The organism is Youngiibacter multivorans, assembly GCF_017873395.1.
Classification (GTDB): domain Bacteria; phylum Bacillota; class Clostridia; order Clostridiales; family Clostridiaceae; genus Youngiibacter; species Youngiibacter multivorans.
In genome coordinates this window covers 113,208-134,649 of the sequence record NZ_JAGGKC010000006.1, presented here as the reverse complement: position 1 = coordinate 134,649, position 21,442 = coordinate 113,208, and the positions used below count along the sequence as shown (strand labels likewise).

General features: G+C 47.2%; 27 protein-coding genes. All 27 read left to right on the top strand.

Annotation, left to right across the window (positions count from 1 at the left end):
• Positions 1-113: 113 nt before the first annotated feature.
• The gene (gene mraZ, locus J2Z34_RS05305; protein WP_209458823.1) at positions 114-542 is read left to right on the top strand and encodes a division/cell wall cluster transcriptional repressor MraZ; all 429 of its coding nucleotides are present in this window, start codon (positions 114-116) and stop codon (positions 540-542) included.
• 8 nt (positions 543-550) lie between these two features.
• On the top strand, positions 551-1,477 hold the full coding sequence (gene rsmH / locus J2Z34_RS05300) for a 16S rRNA (cytosine(1402)-N(4))-methyltransferase RsmH (protein ID WP_209458822.1): 927 nt from the start codon (positions 551-553) through the stop codon (positions 1,475-1,477).
• Positions 1,478-1,511: 34 nt separating this feature from the next.
• Positions 1,512-2,006 carry a hypothetical protein gene (locus tag J2Z34_RS05295; protein WP_209458821.1) on the top strand — a complete coding sequence of 165 codons (495 nt, stop codon included), beginning with the start codon at positions 1,512-1,514 and terminating at the stop codon, positions 2,004-2,006.
• Positions 2,007-2,021: 15 nt separating this feature from the next.
• Complete coding sequence (locus tag J2Z34_RS05290) at positions 2,022-3,767, top strand: peptidoglycan D,D-transpeptidase FtsI family protein (RefSeq protein WP_209458820.1); 1,746 nt, start codon at positions 2,022-2,024, stop codon at positions 3,765-3,767.
• 164 nt (positions 3,768-3,931) lie between these two features.
• A complete protein-coding gene (locus J2Z34_RS05285) occupies positions 3,932-5,272 on the top strand; it encodes a UDP-N-acetylmuramoyl-tripeptide--D-alanyl-D-alanine ligase (RefSeq protein ID WP_209458819.1) in 1,341 nt (446 codons plus the stop codon).
• Positions 5,272-6,222 carry a phospho-N-acetylmuramoyl-pentapeptide-transferase gene (gene mraY, locus J2Z34_RS05280; protein ID WP_245250522.1) on the top strand — a complete coding sequence of 317 codons (951 nt, stop codon included), beginning with the start codon at positions 5,272-5,274 and terminating at the stop codon, positions 6,220-6,222. Before J2Z34_RS05285 ends, mraY begins: the two co-directional genes overlap by 1 nt.
• Before the next feature lie 8 nt (positions 6,223-6,230).
• Positions 6,231-7,418, top strand: a complete 1,188-nt coding sequence (ftsW, locus tag J2Z34_RS05275; RefSeq protein WP_209458817.1) for a putative lipid II flippase FtsW — start codon at positions 6,231-6,233, stop codon at positions 7,416-7,418.
• A 151-nt stretch (positions 7,419-7,569) separates the two neighbouring features.
• Complete coding sequence (locus J2Z34_RS05270) at positions 7,570-8,262, top strand: cell division protein FtsQ/DivIB (RefSeq protein ID WP_209458816.1); 693 nt, start codon at positions 7,570-7,572, stop codon at positions 8,260-8,262.
• Between the two features lie 18 nt (positions 8,263-8,280).
• The gene (locus J2Z34_RS05265) at positions 8,281-9,003 is read left to right on the top strand and encodes a DUF881 domain-containing protein (RefSeq protein ID WP_209458815.1); all 723 of its coding nucleotides are present in this window, start codon (positions 8,281-8,283) and stop codon (positions 9,001-9,003) included.
• Positions 9,000-9,356, top strand: coding sequence for a small basic family protein (locus J2Z34_RS05260; protein WP_209458814.1), 357 nt, complete (start codon positions 9,000-9,002; stop codon positions 9,354-9,356). The genes J2Z34_RS05265 and J2Z34_RS05260 overlap by 4 nt, the downstream gene beginning before the upstream one ends.
• Positions 9,346-10,077 (top strand): DUF881 domain-containing protein, encoded by a 732-nt coding sequence (locus J2Z34_RS05255; protein WP_209458813.1) that lies wholly within the window; start codon positions 9,346-9,348, stop codon positions 10,075-10,077. Before J2Z34_RS05260 ends, J2Z34_RS05255 begins: the two co-directional genes overlap by 11 nt.
• 11 nt (positions 10,078-10,088) lie before the next feature.
• Positions 10,089-10,775 carry a YggS family pyridoxal phosphate-dependent enzyme gene (locus J2Z34_RS05250; protein WP_209458812.1) on the top strand — a complete coding sequence of 229 codons (687 nt, stop codon included), beginning with the start codon at positions 10,089-10,091 and terminating at the stop codon, positions 10,773-10,775.
• Complete coding sequence (locus J2Z34_RS05245; protein ID WP_209458811.1) at positions 10,768-11,226, top strand: cell division protein SepF; 459 nt, start codon at positions 10,768-10,770, stop codon at positions 11,224-11,226. The genes J2Z34_RS05250 and J2Z34_RS05245 overlap by 8 nt, the downstream gene beginning before the upstream one ends.
• The gene (locus J2Z34_RS05240; RefSeq protein WP_209458810.1) at positions 11,227-11,985 is read left to right on the top strand and encodes a YlmH/Sll1252 family protein; all 759 of its coding nucleotides are present in this window, start codon (positions 11,227-11,229) and stop codon (positions 11,983-11,985) included.
• Between the two features lie 12 nt (positions 11,986-11,997).
• Positions 11,998-12,531 carry a DivIVA domain-containing protein gene (locus J2Z34_RS05235; RefSeq protein WP_209458809.1) on the top strand — a complete coding sequence of 178 codons (534 nt, stop codon included), beginning with the start codon at positions 11,998-12,000 and terminating at the stop codon, positions 12,529-12,531.
• 213 nt (positions 12,532-12,744) lie between these two features.
• Positions 12,745-13,191 (top strand): signal peptidase II, encoded by a 447-nt coding sequence (gene lspA, locus J2Z34_RS05230; protein WP_209458808.1) that lies wholly within the window; start codon positions 12,745-12,747, stop codon positions 13,189-13,191.
• 2 nt (positions 13,192-13,193) lie between these two features.
• On the top strand, positions 13,194-14,108 hold the full coding sequence (locus J2Z34_RS05225; protein ID WP_245250521.1) for an RluA family pseudouridine synthase: 915 nt from the start codon (positions 13,194-13,196) through the stop codon (positions 14,106-14,108).
• On the top strand, positions 14,105-14,641 hold the full coding sequence (gene pyrR / locus J2Z34_RS05220) for a bifunctional pyr operon transcriptional regulator/uracil phosphoribosyltransferase PyrR (RefSeq protein WP_209458807.1): 537 nt from the start codon (positions 14,105-14,107) through the stop codon (positions 14,639-14,641). Before J2Z34_RS05225 ends, pyrR begins: the two co-directional genes overlap by 4 nt.
• A 9-nt stretch (positions 14,642-14,650) precedes the next feature.
• On the top strand, positions 14,651-15,436 hold the full coding sequence (locus J2Z34_RS05215) for an exodeoxyribonuclease III (RefSeq protein WP_209458806.1): 786 nt from the start codon (positions 14,651-14,653) through the stop codon (positions 15,434-15,436).
• Positions 15,426-16,553 (top strand): THUMP domain-containing class I SAM-dependent RNA methyltransferase, encoded by a 1,128-nt coding sequence (locus tag J2Z34_RS05210; RefSeq protein WP_209458805.1) that lies wholly within the window; start codon positions 15,426-15,428, stop codon positions 16,551-16,553. The genes J2Z34_RS05215 and J2Z34_RS05210 overlap by 11 nt, the downstream gene beginning before the upstream one ends.
• Positions 16,554-17,552, top strand: a complete 999-nt coding sequence (locus J2Z34_RS05205; RefSeq protein ID WP_209458804.1) for an asparaginase — start codon at positions 16,554-16,556, stop codon at positions 17,550-17,552.
• A gap of 67 nt (positions 17,553-17,619) precedes the next feature.
• Positions 17,620-18,498, top strand: coding sequence for a YicC/YloC family endoribonuclease (locus tag J2Z34_RS05200; protein WP_209458803.1), 879 nt, complete (start codon positions 17,620-17,622; stop codon positions 18,496-18,498).
• A gap of 31 nt (positions 18,499-18,529) precedes the next feature.
• Entirely contained in the window at positions 18,530-18,805 is a 276-nt protein-coding gene (gene remA, locus J2Z34_RS05195; RefSeq protein WP_023387385.1) for an extracellular matrix/biofilm regulator RemA, read from the top strand.
• Positions 18,798-19,424, top strand: a complete 627-nt coding sequence (gene gmk, locus J2Z34_RS05190; RefSeq protein WP_209458802.1) for a guanylate kinase — start codon at positions 18,798-18,800, stop codon at positions 19,422-19,424. The genes remA and gmk overlap by 8 nt, the downstream gene beginning before the upstream one ends.
• The gene (gene rpoZ / locus J2Z34_RS05185) at positions 19,408-19,623 is read left to right on the top strand and encodes a DNA-directed RNA polymerase subunit omega (RefSeq protein WP_245250520.1); all 216 of its coding nucleotides are present in this window, start codon (positions 19,408-19,410) and stop codon (positions 19,621-19,623) included. The genes gmk and rpoZ overlap by 17 nt, the downstream gene beginning before the upstream one ends.
• A 1-nt stretch (position 19,624) precedes the next feature.
• Positions 19,625-20,803, top strand: coding sequence for a bifunctional phosphopantothenoylcysteine decarboxylase/phosphopantothenate--cysteine ligase CoaBC (gene coaBC, locus J2Z34_RS05180; RefSeq protein WP_209458801.1), 1,179 nt, complete (start codon positions 19,625-19,627; stop codon positions 20,801-20,803).
• A 129-nt stretch (positions 20,804-20,932) separates the two neighbouring features.
• Positions 20,933-21,442, top strand: coding sequence for an O-acetyl-ADP-ribose deacetylase (locus J2Z34_RS05175; protein ID WP_209458800.1), 510 nt, complete (start codon positions 20,933-20,935; stop codon positions 21,440-21,442).

The window sequence follows — 21,442 nt, the reverse complement described above, 5'->3', positions numbered from 1 at the left end:
AAAATAATTGTGAACTTTGTATACAAAACCCTTCAAAAGATTGAAGGGTTTTCTTTTTTTATGTAGAATATACATATAAGTGGTAAAAAGTGGTGAAAAGTGGTGAATTAACGATGTTGATCGGCGAACATACCCATGGAGTGGACAATAAGAACAGAATAATAGTTCCGTCCAAGTTCCGTGAGGACCTCGGCGATTCATTCGTGATTTCAAAAGGACTCGACGGATGTCTGTACATCTATCCGAAGGAAGAGTGGAAGGTGTTCGAGAACAAGCTCAAGAATCTGCCGCTAACCAACAAGAATTCAAGGACATTCGCCAGATTCTTCTTCTCAGGTGCCAATGAAGTGGTTCCTGACAAGATGGGCAGGATACTCATTCCTCAGCCTCTCAAGGAATACGCTGAGATTGAGGATGAGGTTGTGAGCATCGGAATGGATTCAAGGGTTGAAGTATGGTCCAGCAAGAAGTGGAAGGAATACTGCGAAAGGGAGATTGACATGGATGAGGTTGCCTCAGGCATGGAAGATCTTGGAATATAGGTGGGAATATGGAGTTCAAGCATGTATCGGTTTTGCTTGAGGAATGTCTGGAGGCACTTGCAATAAAGCCGGACGGGACATATGTGGATTGTACCCTTGGTGGGGCAGGCCACAGCATGGAAATACTGAAGAGGCTCGACAAGGGAAGGCTTATCGGAATCGACCAGGATATGGATGCCTTGAACAACGCAAGAAAGAAGCTTGAAGGATTTGGAAACGTTTCCCTGGTCCACAGCAACTTTGAGAATATCAAGGAAATACTCATTGAAAATGCTTCTGGCGGAGTAGATGGGATACTGATGGACCTGGGTGTTTCATCATATCAGCTTGACAACAGCGAGAGAGGGTTCTCGTACATGCAGGACGCGCCACTGGACATGAGGATGAACAGGGACGAGGTGCTTTCAGCATATGAGGTTGTCAACACGTACAGGGAAGAAGAGATTTACAGGATAATAAGGGATTACGGTGAAGAAAAATTTGCCAAGAGAGTCGCATCCTTCATTGTAAAAGCCAGGGAAGAGAAAAAGATAGAAACAACTCTCGAACTGGTTGACATCATAAAGGCTGCTATCCCTGCAAAGGCAAGGAGAGAAGGACCACATCCGGCAAAGAGGACATTCCAGGCCATAAGGATAGAGGTCAACAGAGAACTTTCAATACTCAGGCAGACAATTTTTGACGGAGCAGCGGGACTGAAGAGCGGCGGCAGGATGGCAATAATAACCTTCCATTCGCTGGAGGACAGGATAGTCAAGCATGCGTACAAGGAACTGCTGGAGCCCTGCACATGTCCAAGGAACATGCCATGCATATGCGGGCGGACGCCTAAGGTAATCATAATCACAAAGAAACCTATTGAACCGGGGACGCAAGAGATAGAGATGAACCCCAGGTCAAGGAGCGCCAAGCTCAGGGTAATAGAGAAAATCTGATTTTATTTTTTTCGGTATATTGGAGGGTATAATCATGGCACTTAAAAACAGGTCATATATTTCGGGGAATACTGTTTTAAAGCCAAAGGTTCAGACTGAGCCAGGGAGGATCGACAAGGACCTCCAGAAGCTTGAGAAGTCAAGGCGTGACTTCAACAGAAGAAACGCAGTAAGAGCCAACAGGGTGAAGAGGGGAATCCTCACCACCATTGCGATCATAGGAATCTTGTCATTCATAACCATATTCAGAAGTGCCATGGTCTACAACCTGCAGATGGAATATGTTAACCTGCAGAACGAAACCAGGCAGGTACAGAAGCAGAACGAGGCATTGAAGGCTGAACTTATCAAGGCATCTGCACTCGACGGCATTGTAACAGGCTCGGCAAGCCTTGCGCTTGTATCAGAGGATACTTCAAAGGCACTGGTCGTGGACCTGTCGCACGATAATTTCCTTCCTGAAGAGACAGTGATGCCTGAACCGGGATTTCTAGAGAAAATAATGGCTTTTCTTGATCCCAGAGCCTGATTACCGAGGTGAACCATGAACAGCAAAAGAAGACTGACCATACTGGCCGGCCTGTCGGCGATGGTATTCATGCTGCTGGCAGGAAGACTGGTATATGTCATGGCAATATCAAGGGATGAAATATACGAGAAGGCCATGGGTCAGATCGTAAGGGAAGTAACCGTCCCCGCAGCAAGGGGCGATCTGCTTGACAGGAACGGCAGTGTAATTGCCGCATCAGCAGACGCATACAGGCTGGACATAGACCTCAAGACATTCAGAAGGACCCTTGAGGCCAAGGAGAGGACTGCTGAATACTATGCAGTGCCGCTGGCATCTCTGCTTGGTGAGACTGTTGAGGATATACTTGCAATAATGAACAAGACCACAAGCAGTTCACTTGTAAAAAGGAAAATGGAAAAGGCTCAGGCTGATACGGTCAGGGCATGGATGAATGAAGCGGGAACGAATTTCCTGATATTAGGCTATGACAGCATAAGGTATTATCCGAACGGCCCATTCCTTTCACATGTCATAGGAACTGTCGGAAACGACGGCGATGGGACGATGGGAATAGAATACCTGTACAATGATCTGCTCAGGGGTGTAGATGGCATAAAGATATCTGAAATAGACGGGAAGAAACAGGACCTTCCATATACAGAAGTCGTTGCAACGCCTGCTGTTGACGGAAGCGACCTTGTCCTCACCATTGATGAGAAGATCCAGTATGCGGTGGAGAATATTGCAGCCGAGACAATGGAATCGACCAAGGCGAAAGCTGTTACCATAATCGTCTCAGATCCCAAGACAGGAGAAATTCTTGGGATGGCCAATCTTCCTGAATTTGACCCGACCGACCCCCAATTAGGGCTGACATCAGAAGAGTTCAGCGCAGTCACAAGGAACAGGGCGGTAAATGATACATATGAGCCTGGATCTACATTAAAGATGATAACCATGGCTGCAGCTCTTTCCGAAGGAAAAGTATCGCTTTCCGACACTTTCTTCTGCAAAGGCTACACATATGTCAACGGAGTGAAGATCAGATGCGCTAAGCATGAGGGGCACGGTCTGCAGACCCTTGAAGAGGTATTCCAGAACTCATGCAATCCAGGAGTAATCGAGATTGCCCAAAGGGTTGGTATAAAGACTCTGAATGAATACATCGCAAAATTCCATCTCGGTGAAAAGACTGGGATTGACCTTCCTGGTGAAGCGAAGGGAATAATAAAGAAGACAGATGATGTGACGCCGCTAGACCTTGCCACAATATCCATTGGACAGACTGATACTGCAACGCCGATTCAGATTCTCGGCACTCTCAACACAATTGCAAACGGTGGATACTATACCACATTGCATCTTGTCAAGGAGACGGTACCAAAGAATGGGGCAGGCGAAAGACTTGATCCGGTACCTTATGTTGAAAAACGTGGGGAGATGGTCATAGAGCAGGATGTCAACGCCGAGCTTATGAAGATGCTGGAGCTTGTTGTAGAGAAGGGCTCAGGCAAGAACGCCCGCATTGAGGGCGTCAGGGTCATAGGAAAGACGGGAACTGCAGAAAAGCTGGATCCATCAACAGGAAAATACAGTGAAGAGGACTTCATAGCTTCATTCGTTGGAGCAGCTCCTGCTGATGACCCTAAGATAAGCGTATATGTAGCAGTAGATTCTCCAAAGGATGTTGTTACAGGAGGAGCGGTAGCTGCACCTGTTGCAAAGAAGGTGTTCCTTGAGATAATGAAGCACATGGACCTTTCTTCAGATGGCAACTGAAAAATCGCATGTGATTATCGCATGCTTTTTTTCTATAAGATAATCAGTTGATTAATTCAGGGGATTTGTCTGCAAAAGTTTTCGTGTGGTATAATCTTACGTGGAAAAAACATGATTGGGAAAAGATATATTCATCGATATTTGGATATATCAGGGGTGGAATAATGAGGAACATCAGCGTCAGAGATATTGTAGACAAGCTGGACGGTACACTGTATGGCAGTCTGGATGCAGAATTTAGCGGAGTATATATCGATACCAGGAAGGTTCAGCCAGGATCGCTTTATATGGGATTCAAGGGCGAGAAGGTAGACGGCAATGAACTTTACGCCGAAGCCTTTTTAAAAGGTGCGACAGTCTGTGTGGTCGAACGTGAACCGGACTCGGTTCCTGAAGGCTGTGCTGTGATCAAGGTCTCATCCACCTACAGGGCTATACTCGACCTGTCTTTCTATTACAGAAGAAGCCTCAGGGTAAAGGTGATCGGAATAACAGGATCTACTGGAAAGACCTCCACCAAGGATATACTCCATGGCATGCTCTCGAAGAGATACAAGGTATTCAAGACAACAGGCAATTTCAACAATGAGATAGGGCTGCCACTGATGATATTCTCGCTGGACGAGACATATGACTATGCAATACTTGAAATGGGAATGAGCGCACCGCTTGAGATACATAATCTCGCTCGTGTTGCTAACCCCGACATAGCAATCATAACCAATATCGGGTTAAGCCATATCGAATCCCTTGGTTCACAGGAAAACATCCTGAAGGCCAAGATGGAGATTACGGACTTCTTCAACCAGAATTCGCTTCTTATACTCAATGGCGACGATGAGTATCTGGGAAGCATAAAGGAAAAGCCTTATAGAATTGCCAGAGGTGGAATATCAAGGGGAGACACGATAGCTAAAATCAAGGAACTCTCCTCTGACCATGTATCCTTCACCGTAAACGGAAAAGATATCATAGAGGTCGGAATACCCGGACGCCACAATGTCCAGAATGCTGTCCTGTGCTATATCGCTGCAAAGGAGCTTGGCATTTCCGATGAGGACCTGAGGTTTGTAGATGTCATGAAAAGCTCGATGAGGATGGACCTGGTAAGGATGAAGTCCCTGACTGTAATAAATGACTGCTACAATGCCAGCCCGGATTCAATGAAGGCAGGCATCGATTACCTGATATCATTTACTGGAAGAAAAGTGGCCATACTGGGCACCATGAGAGAATTGGGGCAGGAATCAGGCGAGTCCCACAGGAGAGTGGGTAAGTTTGCCCATGACAAGGGAGTTAAGTGCCTTATAGCTGTAGGAGAATACGAGAAGGAGTTCAGGGAGGGCTTCGGTGATGAGGGCTTCCATGGATTCTCAACATTCGAGGAAGCGAAAGCGGATCTCAATGGCCTTCTTGAGGAATCAGACATTGTACTCCTGAAGGCTTCAAGAGGAATGAACTTCGAGAGGTTTTTGCCTGTTCTTGAAGAGTTTGGAGGAAAATGATGCTTACATACCTTATCGGACTTTCTGCAACGCTTGCACTTACATTGTTAAGTGGCCCATTTGTAATAAAGAAACTGAGAGAACTGAAATTCGGGCAGAATGTAAGGTCCGACGGACCTGAAAGCCATCTTGTGAAGCAGGGCATACCATCCATGGGCGGCATAATGTTCCTCTCGTCAGCTTCAATAGTCGCTCTGATTGCATCAGGCTTTGATGCCGATGTGATGCTGATGGTTCTGACAATGCTTCTTTTCGGAGGCATTGGCTTCGCTGATGATTATCTGAAGATAAAAAAGAAGTCCTCAGACGGATTGTCTGCCAGGCAAAAGATGGCTCTTCTCATTGGATTTGGATTACTTGTAGCACTCCTATACAACGCTCTTTCCGGAGGAAGGACGGATTTACGAATTCCGTTTGCTGGAACCGGAATTGACATTGGAGTGTTTTTCATTCCATTCATTGTTCTGCTGTTTGCTTCAGTGACCAATGCAGTCAATCTGACTGATGGAATAGACGGCTTGTCAAGCTCGGTAACCATAGTTGTAGTATTGTTCTACATGGCGATCGGTTATAGAACTGGCATGAGTGATGCGACTCTTTTTGGAGCCTGCCTTACGGGAGGTCTTCTTGGATTCCTGAACTTCAACAGATATCCTGCCAAGGTATTCATGGGGGATACCGGATCCCTGGCACTTGGCGGTGCGGTTGGAATACTTGCTATCTTCACAGGCAATGAGCTGATCCTGATACTTGTTGGAATAATATATGTAGTAGAGACACTTTCAGTTGCAATACAGGTAATTTACTTCAAGAAGACTGGAAAGCGATTTTTCAGGATGGCGCCGCTGCACCATCATTTTGAAAAGCTTGGCTGGAAGGAGAACAAGGTGGTGGCTGTCTTCACTTCAATAACAGCTGTCGCCGCGATTCTATCCTACATCCTGGCATAGGAGGCACTATGGAACATAAGATGCGGAAAGAGGACACTCTCTCTAATAGGCATGGGAAACATGTTGTTAAGCGTGCTGCCAGGGCTGCAGTCTCACTTGGTGAAGCCGATTTCTACATGGTAGCTGCAGTAACAGCCCTTGTTGTTTTCGGGCTTCTCATGGTATACAGCGCCTCAAGCTATGACAACATCGTCAATGGAGGCAGTTCGTATTCGGATGTCATGAAGCAGGGCCTGTTCGCACTGATAGGAATTGTCGTGATGCTGGTCGTTTCGAACATAGACTATCATTTGTACAACAGGAGACGGACATGGTATATGTTCCTTGGAGCAGTTGTCCTGTGTCTGCTTGTTGTGCTGTTTCCAGCAAGGAACAATGCACACAGGTGGATATACCTTCCGTTCATATCGTTCCAGCCATCGGAAATCGCAAAGTATGCGGTTGTCCTTTATCTTGCGAATCTCCTGAAGAATGCCGATGACAAGAGAAGAAGTCCCGGTATGCAGGTTATAAGGGCGTTTCTGGCTGCCGGCCTGGTCTCAGGTATAATAGTAACTATACAGAGCAACCTGAGCATAGGAGCAATCATCGGCCTTACAGCCGCAACCATGGTAATCATATCAGGATATACCTTGTGGAAGACTCTTGTACCTGCAGTACTCGGAATTGGCTGCCTTGCTGCCGGAATGCTTCTGGTACCGTACAGGATGAGGAGGTTCACAAGCTTTATGGATCCATTCGCAGATCCTACCGGCGACGGACATCAGCTGGTGCAGTCATTATTTGCACTTGCCAGCGGCGGGCTGTTCGGAAGAGGCCTCTCGATGTCAAGGCTGAAGGCATACTGGATACCGGAAGCCCATAACGACTTCATATTCGCTGTAGTGGCTGAAGAACTTGGTCTTATAGGAGCTCTGGTGCTTCTGGCTCTAATCGTAGTGCTTATTTACCGGGGCATCAGGATTGCACTGAATGCGAAGGATAGGCTGGGATTTCTCATTGCTTCTGGTATAACAGTCGTACTTGCTTTGCAGTCGATGATTAACATTGCGGTCGTAATAGGGGCTTTTCCTGTAACCGGAGTCACTCTCCCGTTCATAAGCGCCGGTGGAACCTCTCTTATACTGAACCTCACGGCTACAGGCATACTTCTGAACATTTCACGGCACGGAAAAACAATGAAAAGCAGGACGTAGCCACTTAAGACAATAAGGGTGTGATCCAATGTCACTTGAAGAAATACAGGAAAAGATAAATAGACGCAAAAGGCGGAAGCGGCGGAGACGCATAATCTTCCTCATAATATTGCTTCTTATAGGTTTGGCAGCGTTTCTCACCAATTCTCCGATGTTTGATGTGACAGAGGTACAGGTCAGCGGGAACGTAAAGATTTCATCGGAGCTCATAGCTGGCGAAGTTGATTCATTGAAGGGACAGAACATATTCCTGTTTGACATGGATATGCTTATGGGTATATTGTCAAAGCAGCCGTATTTTTCAAGCATTGAAACAAAGAGGACTCTTCCAGGTAAGATAGAGATTGATATAGTTGAGAAAAAAGCTGAGATCTACTACCTGAAGGATGGAGTAGCCTACCTCCTTGAAAGGAACTCCACGCTTCTTGAAATAGGAGGGAATCCCCTTGAAGGAATGACTACCCTGATAGATTCCACTGATATTCCGGCCCTTGGAGAAAGGCTTTACAGCGAGGACAGCAAGAAAGGGATCTTCCTCAAGGAATTCAGATACCTGCAGGAGCGAAACATTAGCGATACGCATATTGAAACCATCGACCTGACTGACATGGCAAGAATAAGGACTTATTACAAGGAAATTGAAATCATACTTGGATACGACGACAGCCTCAAGGACAAGCTCAACAAGGCAATCAATATAATTGAAGGCGGCAGTCTCCAGGAGGAGAAGGGATATATAGACCTGTCGTACCCTGAAAAACCTGTAGTGTTCATAGAACCAATGCAGGATACTGAAGAGGAAGGGAATTCGGAAGGGACAGATACCGAAGCACCTGCTGATTGAAGATATAAAGGAGTCAACATGAACAAATACAAAGCCCAAATGGCAATTGCAGTAGTGTGCGCCATACTGGGATTCCTGCTGGTATATCAGTATAAGCTCCAGAGCGGGCAGAAAACAAATGAACAGACGCTTGGAAGCGTAGACCTGATTTCAGCAATAGAGCAGCTGAATAAAGAGAAGGAAGCACTTCTGGGAGAGAACACCGAGCTTTCAAGGCAGCTTAAGGAGTTTGAGGAAATGGCAGCTTCATCAAGTTCATCCAACAAGCTGCTGAAGGAGCAGCTTGACATGTCAAGGATCATCCTTGGTTTGGTGGATGTGGAAGGACCTGGTGTAACAGTTACACTCACTCCATCCAATCCAATAGTGAGCCAGGGTGTGCCGCAATACCTCACCGATGTGGAACTGGTATACGTGGTGAATGAGCTTAAGTTTGCCGGTGCTGAGGCTGTCAGCATAAACGACAAGAGGCTCACTTCCCAGTCAGGAATCAAGACTAGCTCAGGGAACAGCTTCATACTTGTCAATGATGAGAAGGTTTCACCATCCGATCCCATACAGATCAAGGCCATTGGAGACAGGGACAAGCTGATGGGTGCGCTGTCCTTCAGCGGGGCTCTTGATTTTCAGGCTCTGGTATATTATGACATCAGATTTGAGCCATCCGACGAAGTCTTCATACCAAAATACGGAAAGACATTTGGCACAAGCTTTGCAAAGCCGGCGGAGGATGCGAAATGATAGCGCTTATCGGACTATTAATAGGAATTGCACTTGGATTTGTCCTCGAAATACGCATTCCGGATGTTTTTGCCACATATCTATCCGTGGCGATACTGGCAGCCCTGGATTCGGTGTTTGGAGCGGTGAAATCAAACCTTGCCAAAACCTTCGAGCCAAACATATTCATATCAGGCTTCTTTGGCAATGCGCTCATAGCTGTAGCACTGACTTTTCTGGGAGACAAGCTAGGAATACCTATGTACCTTGCTGCAGTCCTTGTATTTGGCGGAAGGATATTCAACAATTTCGCTGTCATCAGAAGGCTTCTGTTCGAGAAGCTCTCGAAGAGGGAAGATTCAGATGAAGGCTAGGCACAAGGCTATGATATTCACGATAATGGTCATTCTCGGAATCATCACAGTACTGCTATTCAAGGTCTCTCAGGGGTCAATGGACAGCATACTGACAACAGCTGAATTCAAGAATGCGAATGACCAGAGGCTTAAGCTAATAAGCGATGTGGAGAGACTTGAGGACGATAACGCACAGATGAGGATAAAGCTTGAAACCTACAAGGAAGCTCTGAAGAATGACGAGACTACCATAGATGAGATCGAGAGCGAGCTTTCCAGAAATTCAGCTCTGGCTGGTTCAGTGCAGGTAAAGGGAAGCGGCATTGTAATAACAATGCAGGATGGTGTGATGACTACCGGAGAAGACAAGGATGATGTTCTAAACTATCTCATGACCATCCATAACACCGACATGCTAAAGATACTTAACGAATTGAGAAATTCAGGCGCGGAGGCTATTGCGATAAACGGCCAGAGGATCCTTGAGACATCCGAGGTATACTGCAGCTGGGCTTTCATAACCATCAACGGAGAAAAGCTGCCGGCACCATTTGTGATAGAGGTAATCGGTGATACCGACATGCTAAGGTCATATCTGGCATCAGACTATGGATTCGTCAGAATGATAGGCTACAGAGGAGTCCGGGTCGAGACTCGTGAGAGTGAAAGCATCACAATAGAGGGAACGGGTGGATTCAAGGTTCCGAATCACATGAAAATCGCAGAACCCAATATATAGGAGGTGGCTTCTTGGAAAATGACATTATTGAGAACATCGAAAGGGTAAGAGCCAGCCTGAAGGAAGGTGTCACTCTTGTGGCAGTGTCAAAGACACACACAGCTCAGGAGGCGAAGACAGCATACGACACAGGGATAAGGGATTTCGGTGAAAATCGAGTACAAGAGCTGCTTGAGAAGAAGGCGAATCTGCCGGATGACATAAAATGGCACCTTATAGGATCTCTTCAGACAAACAAGGTCAGGAAGGTGGTTGGAGAAGCTTTTCTGATACATTCTCTGGACCGCCCTGAGCTTGCTCTGGCTATTGAGAAGGAGTCGTCGAAAAAGGATATTGTGACGGATTGCCTGATTGAGATCAACATCGGATGTGAGGATTCAAAATCTGGAGTCCTCCCAGAGCATCTTGATGAACTCGTGGAACTTGCAAGGTCTTTGAAGCATATCAGGATAAGAGGCCTGATGGCAATAATCCCAAAAGGTACCCAGGAAGAGAACCGGGAATATTTCAAAAAAATGAAGCAGACCTTTGATGATTTGAAAAAGAAAGAGTCGGAGAACTTCAGCATGGAGATTCTGAGCATGGGGATGACTAACGACTATGTCACCGCCATCGATGAAGGCTCCACACTGGTTAGAGTCGGTGAAGGAATTTTTGGTGCAAGAGATAAAAACAGGGGAGGAAATCAAAATGGGTAAATTCATGACATCAATCAAATCAATGATAGGTATGGAAGATGAGGACATCTATGATGAGTTCGAGGAAGAAGTAGAAAAGGAAAAGGAATACGAGGAAGCGCCAGTGTCGGTATTGTCCAGAAGGAGAGAAGCTCAGCCGGTCAATAAGGTTGTACCGATCCATGGAAACGCAGGAACAAAGCTAACCATAATCAAGCCTACAACCTTTGATGAAGCACCGCAGATCTGCGACAACCTTAAATCCAAGATGATAGTCGTAGTCAACACCACAGGACTTGAACCGAAGGTAGCACAAAGGCTGCTTGATTTCATGGCAGGAGCTACATACGCAATGGCAGGAGACCTTCAGGAAGTGGAGAGCGGAGTCTATGTGCTTTCACCAAGCGGAATTGAAGTACTTAAGGAAACAAAGGCAGATACAACCACAAAGAGCTTCCTGAACTGGAGATAAATGGACAAGCAGAGTTTCCTGGCAGCATTTCCGGATGAGGATACCTACAGACTTGCAAAGCTCTACGAGTTTTTAGAGAGGATGAAGGATGCAGGCTGGTTCGACCACACTGACGAGTTCCTAACCCCGAATATCTGGACCAAGGTCATAGGAATGAAGGATTACAGGAACTTTGTGCTGCATCCGTCAGACAGCATGGAGAGAAGGCTGATATGCTCGACTGATGAAGTCGGGGACACCCTGGCGCTGATCAGGATGGAGCCGTCAAGCTTTGACAAGCCGCCTGTTCACCGTGACTACCTTGGGGCGATCATGGCTCTTGGCCTTTCAAGGGACCGCATTGGCGATGTGTTTATAAGGGATGACATCGGCTATGCTGTAGTTCTCAAAGAAAATGCAGATTTCCTGGCAAACAGCCTTGTTTCTGCAGGCAGGTGCGCCATCAGAACAACATGGACACCCCTTAGAAATTCAGACACCCTGGTATCGCCTAAGATGGAGGAGAGGACTGGAATAGTTGCGTCTCTAAGGCTTGACGGAGTAGTTGCCATGCTTGCAGGCACCTCGAGGACAAAAGCCCTCGAGTCAATTTCCAGGGGACAGGTCCTTCTCAACTATTCAGAGGAGAAGGAGAAATCCTGTGAGGTAAAGGAAGGCGACACCATTACAATAAGAGGCAAGGGAAAATTCAAGATGGGTCTGATTTCCGGGGAGACCCAGAAAGGGAACCTCAGGATAACGTATTTCAGATTCGTATAGGAGGCATTTCTGATGAAGATAACACCGATAGACATTACGAACAAAGAGTTCAAGAGGACCATGAGAGGCTACAGCACTGAAGAGGTGGATGAATTCCTCGATGAGATCGTGGAGGATTTTGAGGCACTCTACAGGGAGAATGCGAACCTGAAGGAAAAGATCGAAGGCTTCAATGAAAAGGTCAACCATTATGCAGCAATCGAAAATACAATCCAGAGTACGCTCATACTTGCTCAGAATACAGCTGACTCAACAAAGCAGCAGGCAACAAACGAGGCTGAGGCAATCATCAGGGGAGCCAATGAGAGGTCGAACATGATCCTCGACAAGGCAGCTGACGATGTGGAGCTTCTCAAGAGGGAATACGAGAAATACAGGCAGGAGTTCGCAAGCTACAGGAGAAAGGTAAGGCAATTTCTGGAGGACCAGATGGATAACTTCAACTTGCTTTCAGAGGAGCTGGACAAGACTCCGAAGACTCCGCTATTGAAGGTTGCTCCTCCCAGGGATGATGTCGCCATCGGCGAAGAAGCTGCAGAAGGCTAAGGACATGGAATCATTTAATGCAAATAGAAGATGAGGCGCGGATCTGCCGCAGCCTCTATTTTCTTGTTAAGGGACCTGCCTTATGGTAATATACCTATGAGGGAAGACTGCAGGATGTCCTGCACGACACAGAAACCTTTATGCAAGCTTTTTTCAACGGTGCGAGAAAGCTTTGTTTGTCGTTGCACCAAAAAGAACCATTTGGAGGAATTTATGGCTTTACTCATAGTAATAATCGGCCTTGTGCTGGACAGGATTTCAAAGGCCTGGGCAATTGCCGTGCTCAAGGGCAGCTCCGGAATAACAGTTATCGAAGGCTTCTTCGACCTTGCGTATCTTGAGAACAGAGGGGCAGCATTCGGAATATTCCAGGGAAAGGCATACATCCTAGCAGGAGCTACGACTCTTGTGATTCTGGGAATAATAATCAACTACTTCAGGACTAAAAAAAGGACGGTGCTGTTCACTCTCAGCAATGCAATGATAGTAGCCGGTGCCGTTGGAAACCTGGTGGACAGGGTAAGGCAGGGGTATGTTGTAGACTTCATTGAGTGGCACTGGAAGACAAGCTACTATTTCCCCTCGTTCAATGTGGCTGACATGTTCATTACAGTCGGTACTGCGCTTCTCATAATTTATATTTTGAAGGATGTTGATTAGATTTGGAAGAACTTCAGTTCCTTACAAAGGATGAGGATAACGGAAAAAGGCTTGATGTATTCATGACTGAAGTTCTCAAGGACCTTTCGAGGTCCTATGTTCAGAAGCTTCTGGATGATGGCCTCATAACAGTCGACGACAAGGACAGGAAAGCTTCATACCGGCTTAAGGGCACAGAGACCATACTCGTCTCGCTTCCTGAGCTTGATACACTTGAAGTGGTCCCCAAGGACCTGCCTATAGATGTTGTCTATGAGGACCAGGACCTGCTTGTGGTTGATAAGGCTAAAGGCATGGTTGTGCATCCCGCAGTAGGAAACTACACTGATACTCTGGTCAATGCGCTTCTTTTCCACATAAGCGACCTGTCAGGAATAAACGGTGTACTGAGACCCGGAATAGTCCACAGGATAGACAAGGATACAACAGGTCTCCTGGTTGTTGCGAAGAGCGACAAGGCACATCAGCTGCTTTCAGAGCAGCTGAAGGACCATTCCATGGACAGGGAATATATCGCCCTTTGCCATGGCAGCTTCAGAAACGACGAGGGAACAGTAGATGCGCCGATGGCAAGGTCGAAGAAGGACAGGCTGAAGATGGGCATCGACAAGGATGGGAAACGTGCCGTAACACACTGGAAGGTGATTGCAAGATACAAGGGCTGTACTCTCCTCAGGGTAAGGCTTGAAACAGGCAGGACTCACCAGATAAGGGTACATATGGCATCGGTCGGGCACCCGCTTGTCGGTGATTTCGTATATGGCACTAAAAAGGACAGGACCAAAGGGCAGATGCTGCATGCTGCAAAGCTGGGATTCTATGTTCCAGGCGGCAAAAGGCTCTTATTTTGGAGACCGGTTCATGATGAATTCAGAGAATACCTGAAAAACCTAAAAAGGCAGGGGGGCGCGATATGAACTTCAAATCAAACCTTTTGGATGAAATGGCCATAAAGAGGGCGATTGCGAGGATTTCACATGAAATCGTCGAAAAGAACAAGGGTGTGGAGGACATAGTCCTCATTGGAATCAAAAGAAGGGGGATGCCTCTTGCCGAGAGGATCGCAGAGAACATAAAGTCATTCGAGGATGCTAAGGTACCTGTCGGAAGCGTGGACATCACGTTCTACAGGGATGACCTTGAGCAGAGCTATGAGATGCCTATGATCAAGGATGCAGCAATTGATGTCCAGATAAAGGGGAAGAAGGTAATACTGGTGGATGATGTCATATTCACTGGTCGAACTGTAAGGGCTGCCATAGATGCGGTATTCTCAAACGGAAGGCCCCAGAGCATCCAGCTTGCCGTCCTTATAGACAGAGGCCACAGGGAGCTCCCAATCAGGGCAGATTACGTAGGGAAGAACATACCCACATCCAGGCAGGAGCTGATTCAGGTGGAGCTCATGGAAACAGACGGCAATGAGGCTGTAAAGCTGTATGAGCTATAGGAGAATAGAATGAAGATTGTTTCATGGAACGTAAACGGGCTCAGGGCGATAACTAAAAAAGGATTCAGGGAGAGCGTCGCTCTTCTTGATGCAGACATACTGCTGATACAGGAAACCAAGATGCAGGAAAGCCAGCTGGAGAATGATCATTTTCTGAAGGAAATGGGCTACACTCTCCACATGCATTCAGCACTCAGAAAAGGCTACAGCGGAGTCGCAGCTTACATCAGGGTACCTGTAGACAGCGTAAGGTATGGTATAGGGATTCCTGATTATGATGACGAAGGCAGGGTCATAAGGATAGACAATGGGACGGTCACTCTGTTCAACATCTATTTTCCGAACGGGGGAAGAGGAGAGGACAGGCTTGCCTACAAGATGAGGTTCTATGAAGACCTGCTACTGGAGTTCATGGCTTTAAGGGAAGCTGGCAGGAATGTGATCATAACTGGCGACTTCAACGTGGCCCACAATGAGATAGACCTTAAGAATCCAAAGTCCAACGAAACAACCTCTGGCTTTCTGCCTATTGAGAGAGAGTGGTTCACAAGGCTTCTCGCATCAGGCTTCAAGGATGTCTTCAGGGACAGGAACAAGGAAACTGAGATTTACACCTGGTGGGACCAGCGGTTCAAGGCGAGGGACAGGAATGTAGGTTGGCGCATAGACTATTTCGTGGTTTCTGACAATGCTGAAGGTCTAGTGCAAGACACTGGAATACACAACGAATATTTTGGCTCTGACCATTGCCCAATATCGCTGGTTATCGCCGAAGGAGAGAATGATGGATTATAAGATCATAGCCACGTGTGCCTTCGGACTTGAGAATGTTACCGCAAGGGAGCTGAAGGACCTGGGATACGAGGACCTTAAGCTTGAAAATGGCAGGGTCATGTTCGAGGGTGACGAGATGGACATAGCAATATGCAACATCCATCTCAGGACTGCGGAAAGAGTGCTCATCTGCCTTTCAGAATTTGAGGCATTTTCCTTCGAGGAGCTTTATCAGGGAACCCTTGCAGTAGATTTCCCTTCGATAGTTCCACTGGACGGTAAGATGCACGTAACGGGGAAATCGGTAAAGAGTACGCTCCACAGCGTTCCTGACTGCCAGAGCATAGTCAAGAAGGCAGTCGTTGACTCAATGAGAAAGACATACAGGAATGAATTGTTCCCTGAAGACGGACCTGTGTATAAGATTGAGGTCGGCATCCTAAAGGACAGGGTGACTCTGTCACTTGATACGTCTGGCCCCGGGCTTCACAAGAGAGGCTACAGGGAAAGCTCGGGAACAGCTCCGCTGAAGGAGACTCTTGCAGCGGCACTTGTACTGATCTCAGGCTATGACGGTGAGAGGCCGCTTGTGGATCCGTTCTGCGGGTCGGGAACAATACTGATTGAAGCGGCGATGATAGCCCAGAACATTACGCCTGGCATATCAAGGCCCTTCGTCTCAGAAACCTGGCCAACTTTCCCTTCGGACATCTGGGAGCAGGTCAGGGAGGGTGCCAAGCTGGCTGAGAAGAGAAGAAAGCTGTCAATAACCGGTTACGACAATGACTCTTATGTCTTAAGCACTGCAAGGATCAATGCCAAGAAGGCAGGTGTCTTTGACAACATATATTTCTACAAGGAAGATTTCAGGAACCTGACACTTAATGACAGGGATATCATCCTTATAACGAATCCACCCTACGGAGAAAGAATGGGAGAGGCTGCAGAGGTCACTGCACTAATGACAAAGCTCGGCCGAGACAAAGCCAGGATGCAGGATGCGGATTACTATGTCCTTTCAAGCATGGATGGCTTCGAAAAGGCATTCGGAAGAAAGGCCTCAAAAAACAGGAAGCTTTACAATGGAAGGATAATGACATACTACTACCAGTATTTCGCTGAAAAAAAGGTGACTTAAATGAGAAAAATCGCTGTGGTGTTCAACGGGGGAACCATCTCAATGAAGCTGGACCCGAAGCTCAAGGCTGCAGTTCCGACGCTTACCGGCGAGGAGATAATGAGCATGGTCACCGGAATTGAAGAACATGCTGAGGTGGTTTCACATAACTTCAGCTCAGTTCCGAGTCCTCACATGACCATAGACCGGATAATGGACCTGCAGGCCTATGTAACGAAGCTGCTGGAAGATGAAGGTATATACGGGATTGTAATAACCCATGGTACGGACACTCTGGAGGAAACAGCGTATCTTCTGGACCTTACGATTGAGACTGTAAAACCGATAGTTTTTACTGGCTCCATGAGGAGCGGTTCAGAGCTCGGCTATGACGGACCTTTCAACCTGGCCCAGGCGATTGTGGCTGCCTCCACGGAAACATCCAAAGGGCGGGGAGTCCTTGTCTGCATGAATGGCGAGCTGCATTCCGCGTCTGAGGTCACCAAGGCCAATTCCATGGCTCTCAACGCTTTCAGGACACCTTTATTCGGTCCCATAGGGATAATAGACAACAATAGTGTGATATACTACAGGGTAGCGTCAGGCAGGCAATGCAGGAGCGTGTCAAAGGTAGAATCGAGGGTTTCATTGATCAAGGCCTGTGCCGGAATGGATTCCTCATTTATCAGGTTCTCAGTTGACAAGGGCGACAAGGGGATCGTAATCGAGGCCCTTGGTAGAGGAAACGTACCTCCGCAGATGGTTGAAGGCATAAGATATGCCCTGTCCAAAGGCATACCTGTGGTTATTGTCTCCAGATGCTACGAAGGAAGGGTTTACGAGAGCTATGGCTACGAGGGTGGAGGAAAACACCTGAGGTCCATGGGAGTAATATTCGGGGAAAGTCTGCCGGGCCAGAAGGCAAGGATAAAGCTTATGGTGGCACTTTCACTCTTCAATGACCCGAATGATGTGAGGGAATGGTTTGAGCATGACCTGTATCCGCATCTCGTGACATAGTGCCTTGTGCTTGAACTTTGTGCCGCCGTACAGCTATAATGTTTATAAACTGAAATCGGAGGATCTCATGATAAAAAGTATGACAGGCTTCGGAAGAGCCCTGGCCGATGACGGCAAAAGAAGCGTCATTGTGGAGCTTAAGGGAGTAAACCACAGATATTTCGACGTCAACATAAGAATGCCAAAGAGCCTGTTCCCGTTGGAAGACAGGATGAGGAAGACTCTCCAGGAATATATAACCAGGGGAAAGCTCGACATGTTCATAACCTACAGGAACCATATCAAGGATGACCTTGAGGTCAAGTACAATGAATCTCTGGCTGGAAGATATGCATCTATCCTTAAGCAAATGAGGGATGAATTGGGTCTTGTCGATGATGTTTCGGTTTCGCTGATTTCGAAGTTTCCAGACGTGGTCTATACTGAAGAGACTGAAGAGAACCTGGATGAGATCTGGATACTTCTCGAAAAGGCAGTAAGGGATTCAGCAGCCATAATGCAGGTCATGAGACAGAAGGAAGGGGAGCTTTTGAAGCGAGACATGCTTCAAAAGGCTGATTCCATTCTGGAAAAGCTTGAGGTCATAAAGGCTCGGGAGATTACAGTCATGCCCGCATACAGGGAGAAGCTGTTTGAAAGGCTCAAGGGCATAATGGACCAGATACCCGTAGATGAGAACAGAGTGGCGCTTGAGGTTGCCCTGTATACTGACAGAGCCAGCATAGACGAGGAGATAACGAGGCTTTCAAGCCATATGGAGCAGTTCAGGTCATTCCTCGCAGAGGAGGAACCTGTCGGAAGGAAGCTTGATTTCCTGGCTCAGGAGATGAACAGAGAAGCTAACACCATGGCATCCAAATCGGTGGACATCACAATAACGAACACCGTCCTGGAAATAAAGAACGACATCGAAAAAATAAGGGAGCAGATGCAGAACATAGAGTGATGCATTCTCCATTGAACTTAAGGAGGTTCTCATGGCGATAAAGCTTGTCAACATAGGATTCGGGAACATAGTCTCTGCCAACAAGCTGGTAGCGATAGTAAGCCCGGAATCAGCACCAATAAAAAGGATAATCCAGGAGGCAAGGGACAGGGGCATGCTCATAGATGCCACATATGGAAGAAGGACCAGAGCCGTCATTATCACGGATTCAGACCATATCATACTCTCCGCAGTGCAGCCGGAGACCGTTGCACACAGGCTTCAGTCCATGGACGGCCAGATCGATGAGGTCGGCATAGATGAATAGAGGATTGCTTCTGGTCCTCTCAGGACCTTCAGGTGCAGGCAAGGGAACAGTCTGCAGGGAATATACGGAAAAGAACAGGGACGTGTGGAATTCTGTGTCTGCAACAACGAGGCAGCCGCGAGCCGGAGAGGTACATGGTGAAAGCTACTTTTTCTTAAGCCGGGAGGAATTCGAGAGGAGGATCGCTGAAGACGACTTTCTCGAATATGCCGAGGTATACGGCAACTATTACGGGACTCCCCGTTCAGAGGTTGAAAAGAAGCTTTCTGAAGGGGTAGACGTCATACTGGAGATAGATATCCAGGGGGCGCTGAACGTCCAGGAGAATACAACAGAAGGCATATTTGTCTTCATTCTGCCTCCTACCATGAGCGAGCTTAAGAAGAGGATAGTGGGAAGAGGAAGCGAAACACCTGAATCACTGATCACAAGGTTCAGGGCAGCCTTCGACGAGCTCAACTATGTTTCCAAGTATAATTACGCTATAATAAACAAGACTGTGGCAGAGTCCTATGAAAAACTCAGGAGCATAGTAGTAGCTGAGAAATGTCGTGTAACCAGGATAAGCAAGGAATTAATATCCTTGAAGGAGGAAAATTTTAATGCATTCAATGATTGAACCATCGGTGACTGAACTTCTCGAAAAGGTGGACAACAGGTACAGGCTTGTGACCGTTACAGCAAGAAGAGCAAGGCAGATTCTTGACGGGAGTCCGCTGCTTACTGAATTTGACAGCAACAAACCGCTTTCAATAGCTATAAATGAGGTCAATGAAGGACTGATACATTACGAGACTCTGAAGGACGGAGTGAAGTAAATTGAAGAACGTGGTGATAGGTGTTACAGGGGGCATTGCTGCATACAAGGCCCTTGAGGTCGTGTCTGCACTAAAGAAGCTTGGAGTTGAGGTAGACGTAGCCATGTCTGCGTCAGCCCAGGAATTCGTGCGCCCGCTGTCGTTCCAGTCACTCAGCCAGAATCCTGTCCTTACGGACATGTTCATGGAACCAAAGACCTGGGAGATAGCTCATATATCACTGGCGAAAAAGGCTGATGTGTTCGCAATCGTGCCTGCTACGGCAAATATCATAGGGAAAATTGCAGGAGGAATCGCCGACGATTTCATTACAACTTCAATAATGGCTACTGAAGCCAAAAAGCTCATAGCACCTGCAATGAATACCAAGATGTTCGGGAATCCAATTGTACAGGAAAATATTGCAAAGCTAAAAAGCCTTGGCTACAGCTTCACAATGCCCGGATCCGGAAGGCTGGCATGCGGAGATGTGGGTGAAGGGAAGCTGGCGAACGTACAGGATATTGTGGATGATATAATCAGGCTGCTTTACCCTAAGAATGATTTTCAAGGTAAAAAGGTCCTTGTCACTGCAGGTGGAACGGTAGCTCCCATTGACCCGGTAAGGTTCATCAGCAACAGGTCCTCAGGAAAGATGGGGATAAGCATCGCTGAAGCGGCAAGGGACAGAGGAGCGGACGTGACACTTGTTTATGGTGAGGTTACCGTGCCTCTTCCAAGTGGAGTCAGGCTTCTTGAAGCAAGGACGAACAGTGAGATGAGAGATGCTGCGTTGTCCGTGTATGACTCAATGGACTATGTCATAAAGGCTGCTGCTGTCTCAGATTTCAAGGTCAGAAAATATTCTGAGACCAAAATAAAGAAGACTGAAGGTCCCCTTATCATCGAGCTCGAGAAGGACAATGACATACTCCGTGAGATGGGAGAGAGAAAGAAGCAGCAGGTGCTTGTAGGATTTGCAGCGGAATCCCACGATATCGAAAAATATGCTGTTGATAAGCTGGAAAAGAAGAACCTCGACTTCATAGCGGCGAATGACATTTCCGGAGGCAAGGTTTTTGGAGAGGACAGGAATTCTCTGGTGCTTTATTCCAGGGATGGCAAAAAGACAGCCTTTGGAGAATTGACCAAAAGGGAAACAGCCGACAGGCTTCTTGACGAAATCCTCAAAGGGGAATAGGCAGATAAAGGACCATGGAATCACGTGGTCCTTTGAATTTCTGCAATATTTCTGCATTCCTTCTCCGTAAGTTCCTGTAGACTGGTCAAGGCTGTATAATCTAAGTATATAGTACCAGGAGGTAGAGGCATGGACAAAAGGATTGAGATAGTAAAGGGAGATATAACTCAGCTTAACACAGATGCAATCGTCAATGCCGCCAACAGCAGCCTGCTTGGTGGCGGGGGTGTAGATGGAGCGATACACAGGGCTGCAGGTCCCGGTCTCCTTGAAGAATGCAGAAGCCTTAACGGCTGCAGAACAGGAGAAGCTAAGATCACCAAAGGCTACAGTCTCAAGGCCCGCCATGTAATTCACACGGTAGGTCCGATCTACAGGAATGGCCAGGACAATGCCATTCTTCTTCGCAGCTGCTACCTGAGGTCCCTGGAGCTTGCGGTTTCGAATGGTATTAAAAGCATAGCGTTCCCCTCGATAAGCACTGGAGTATATGGATACCCTTTGGAGGAAGCTGCCATGGTTGCATTGACAGCCGTGAACGACTTCCTTGGAAAGGATGATACTTTGGAGAAGGTTGTCATGGTCTGCTTCGATGACAGGAACCTTAAGGTCCTGAGCACCGCTGCAGCGGGTGTTTGA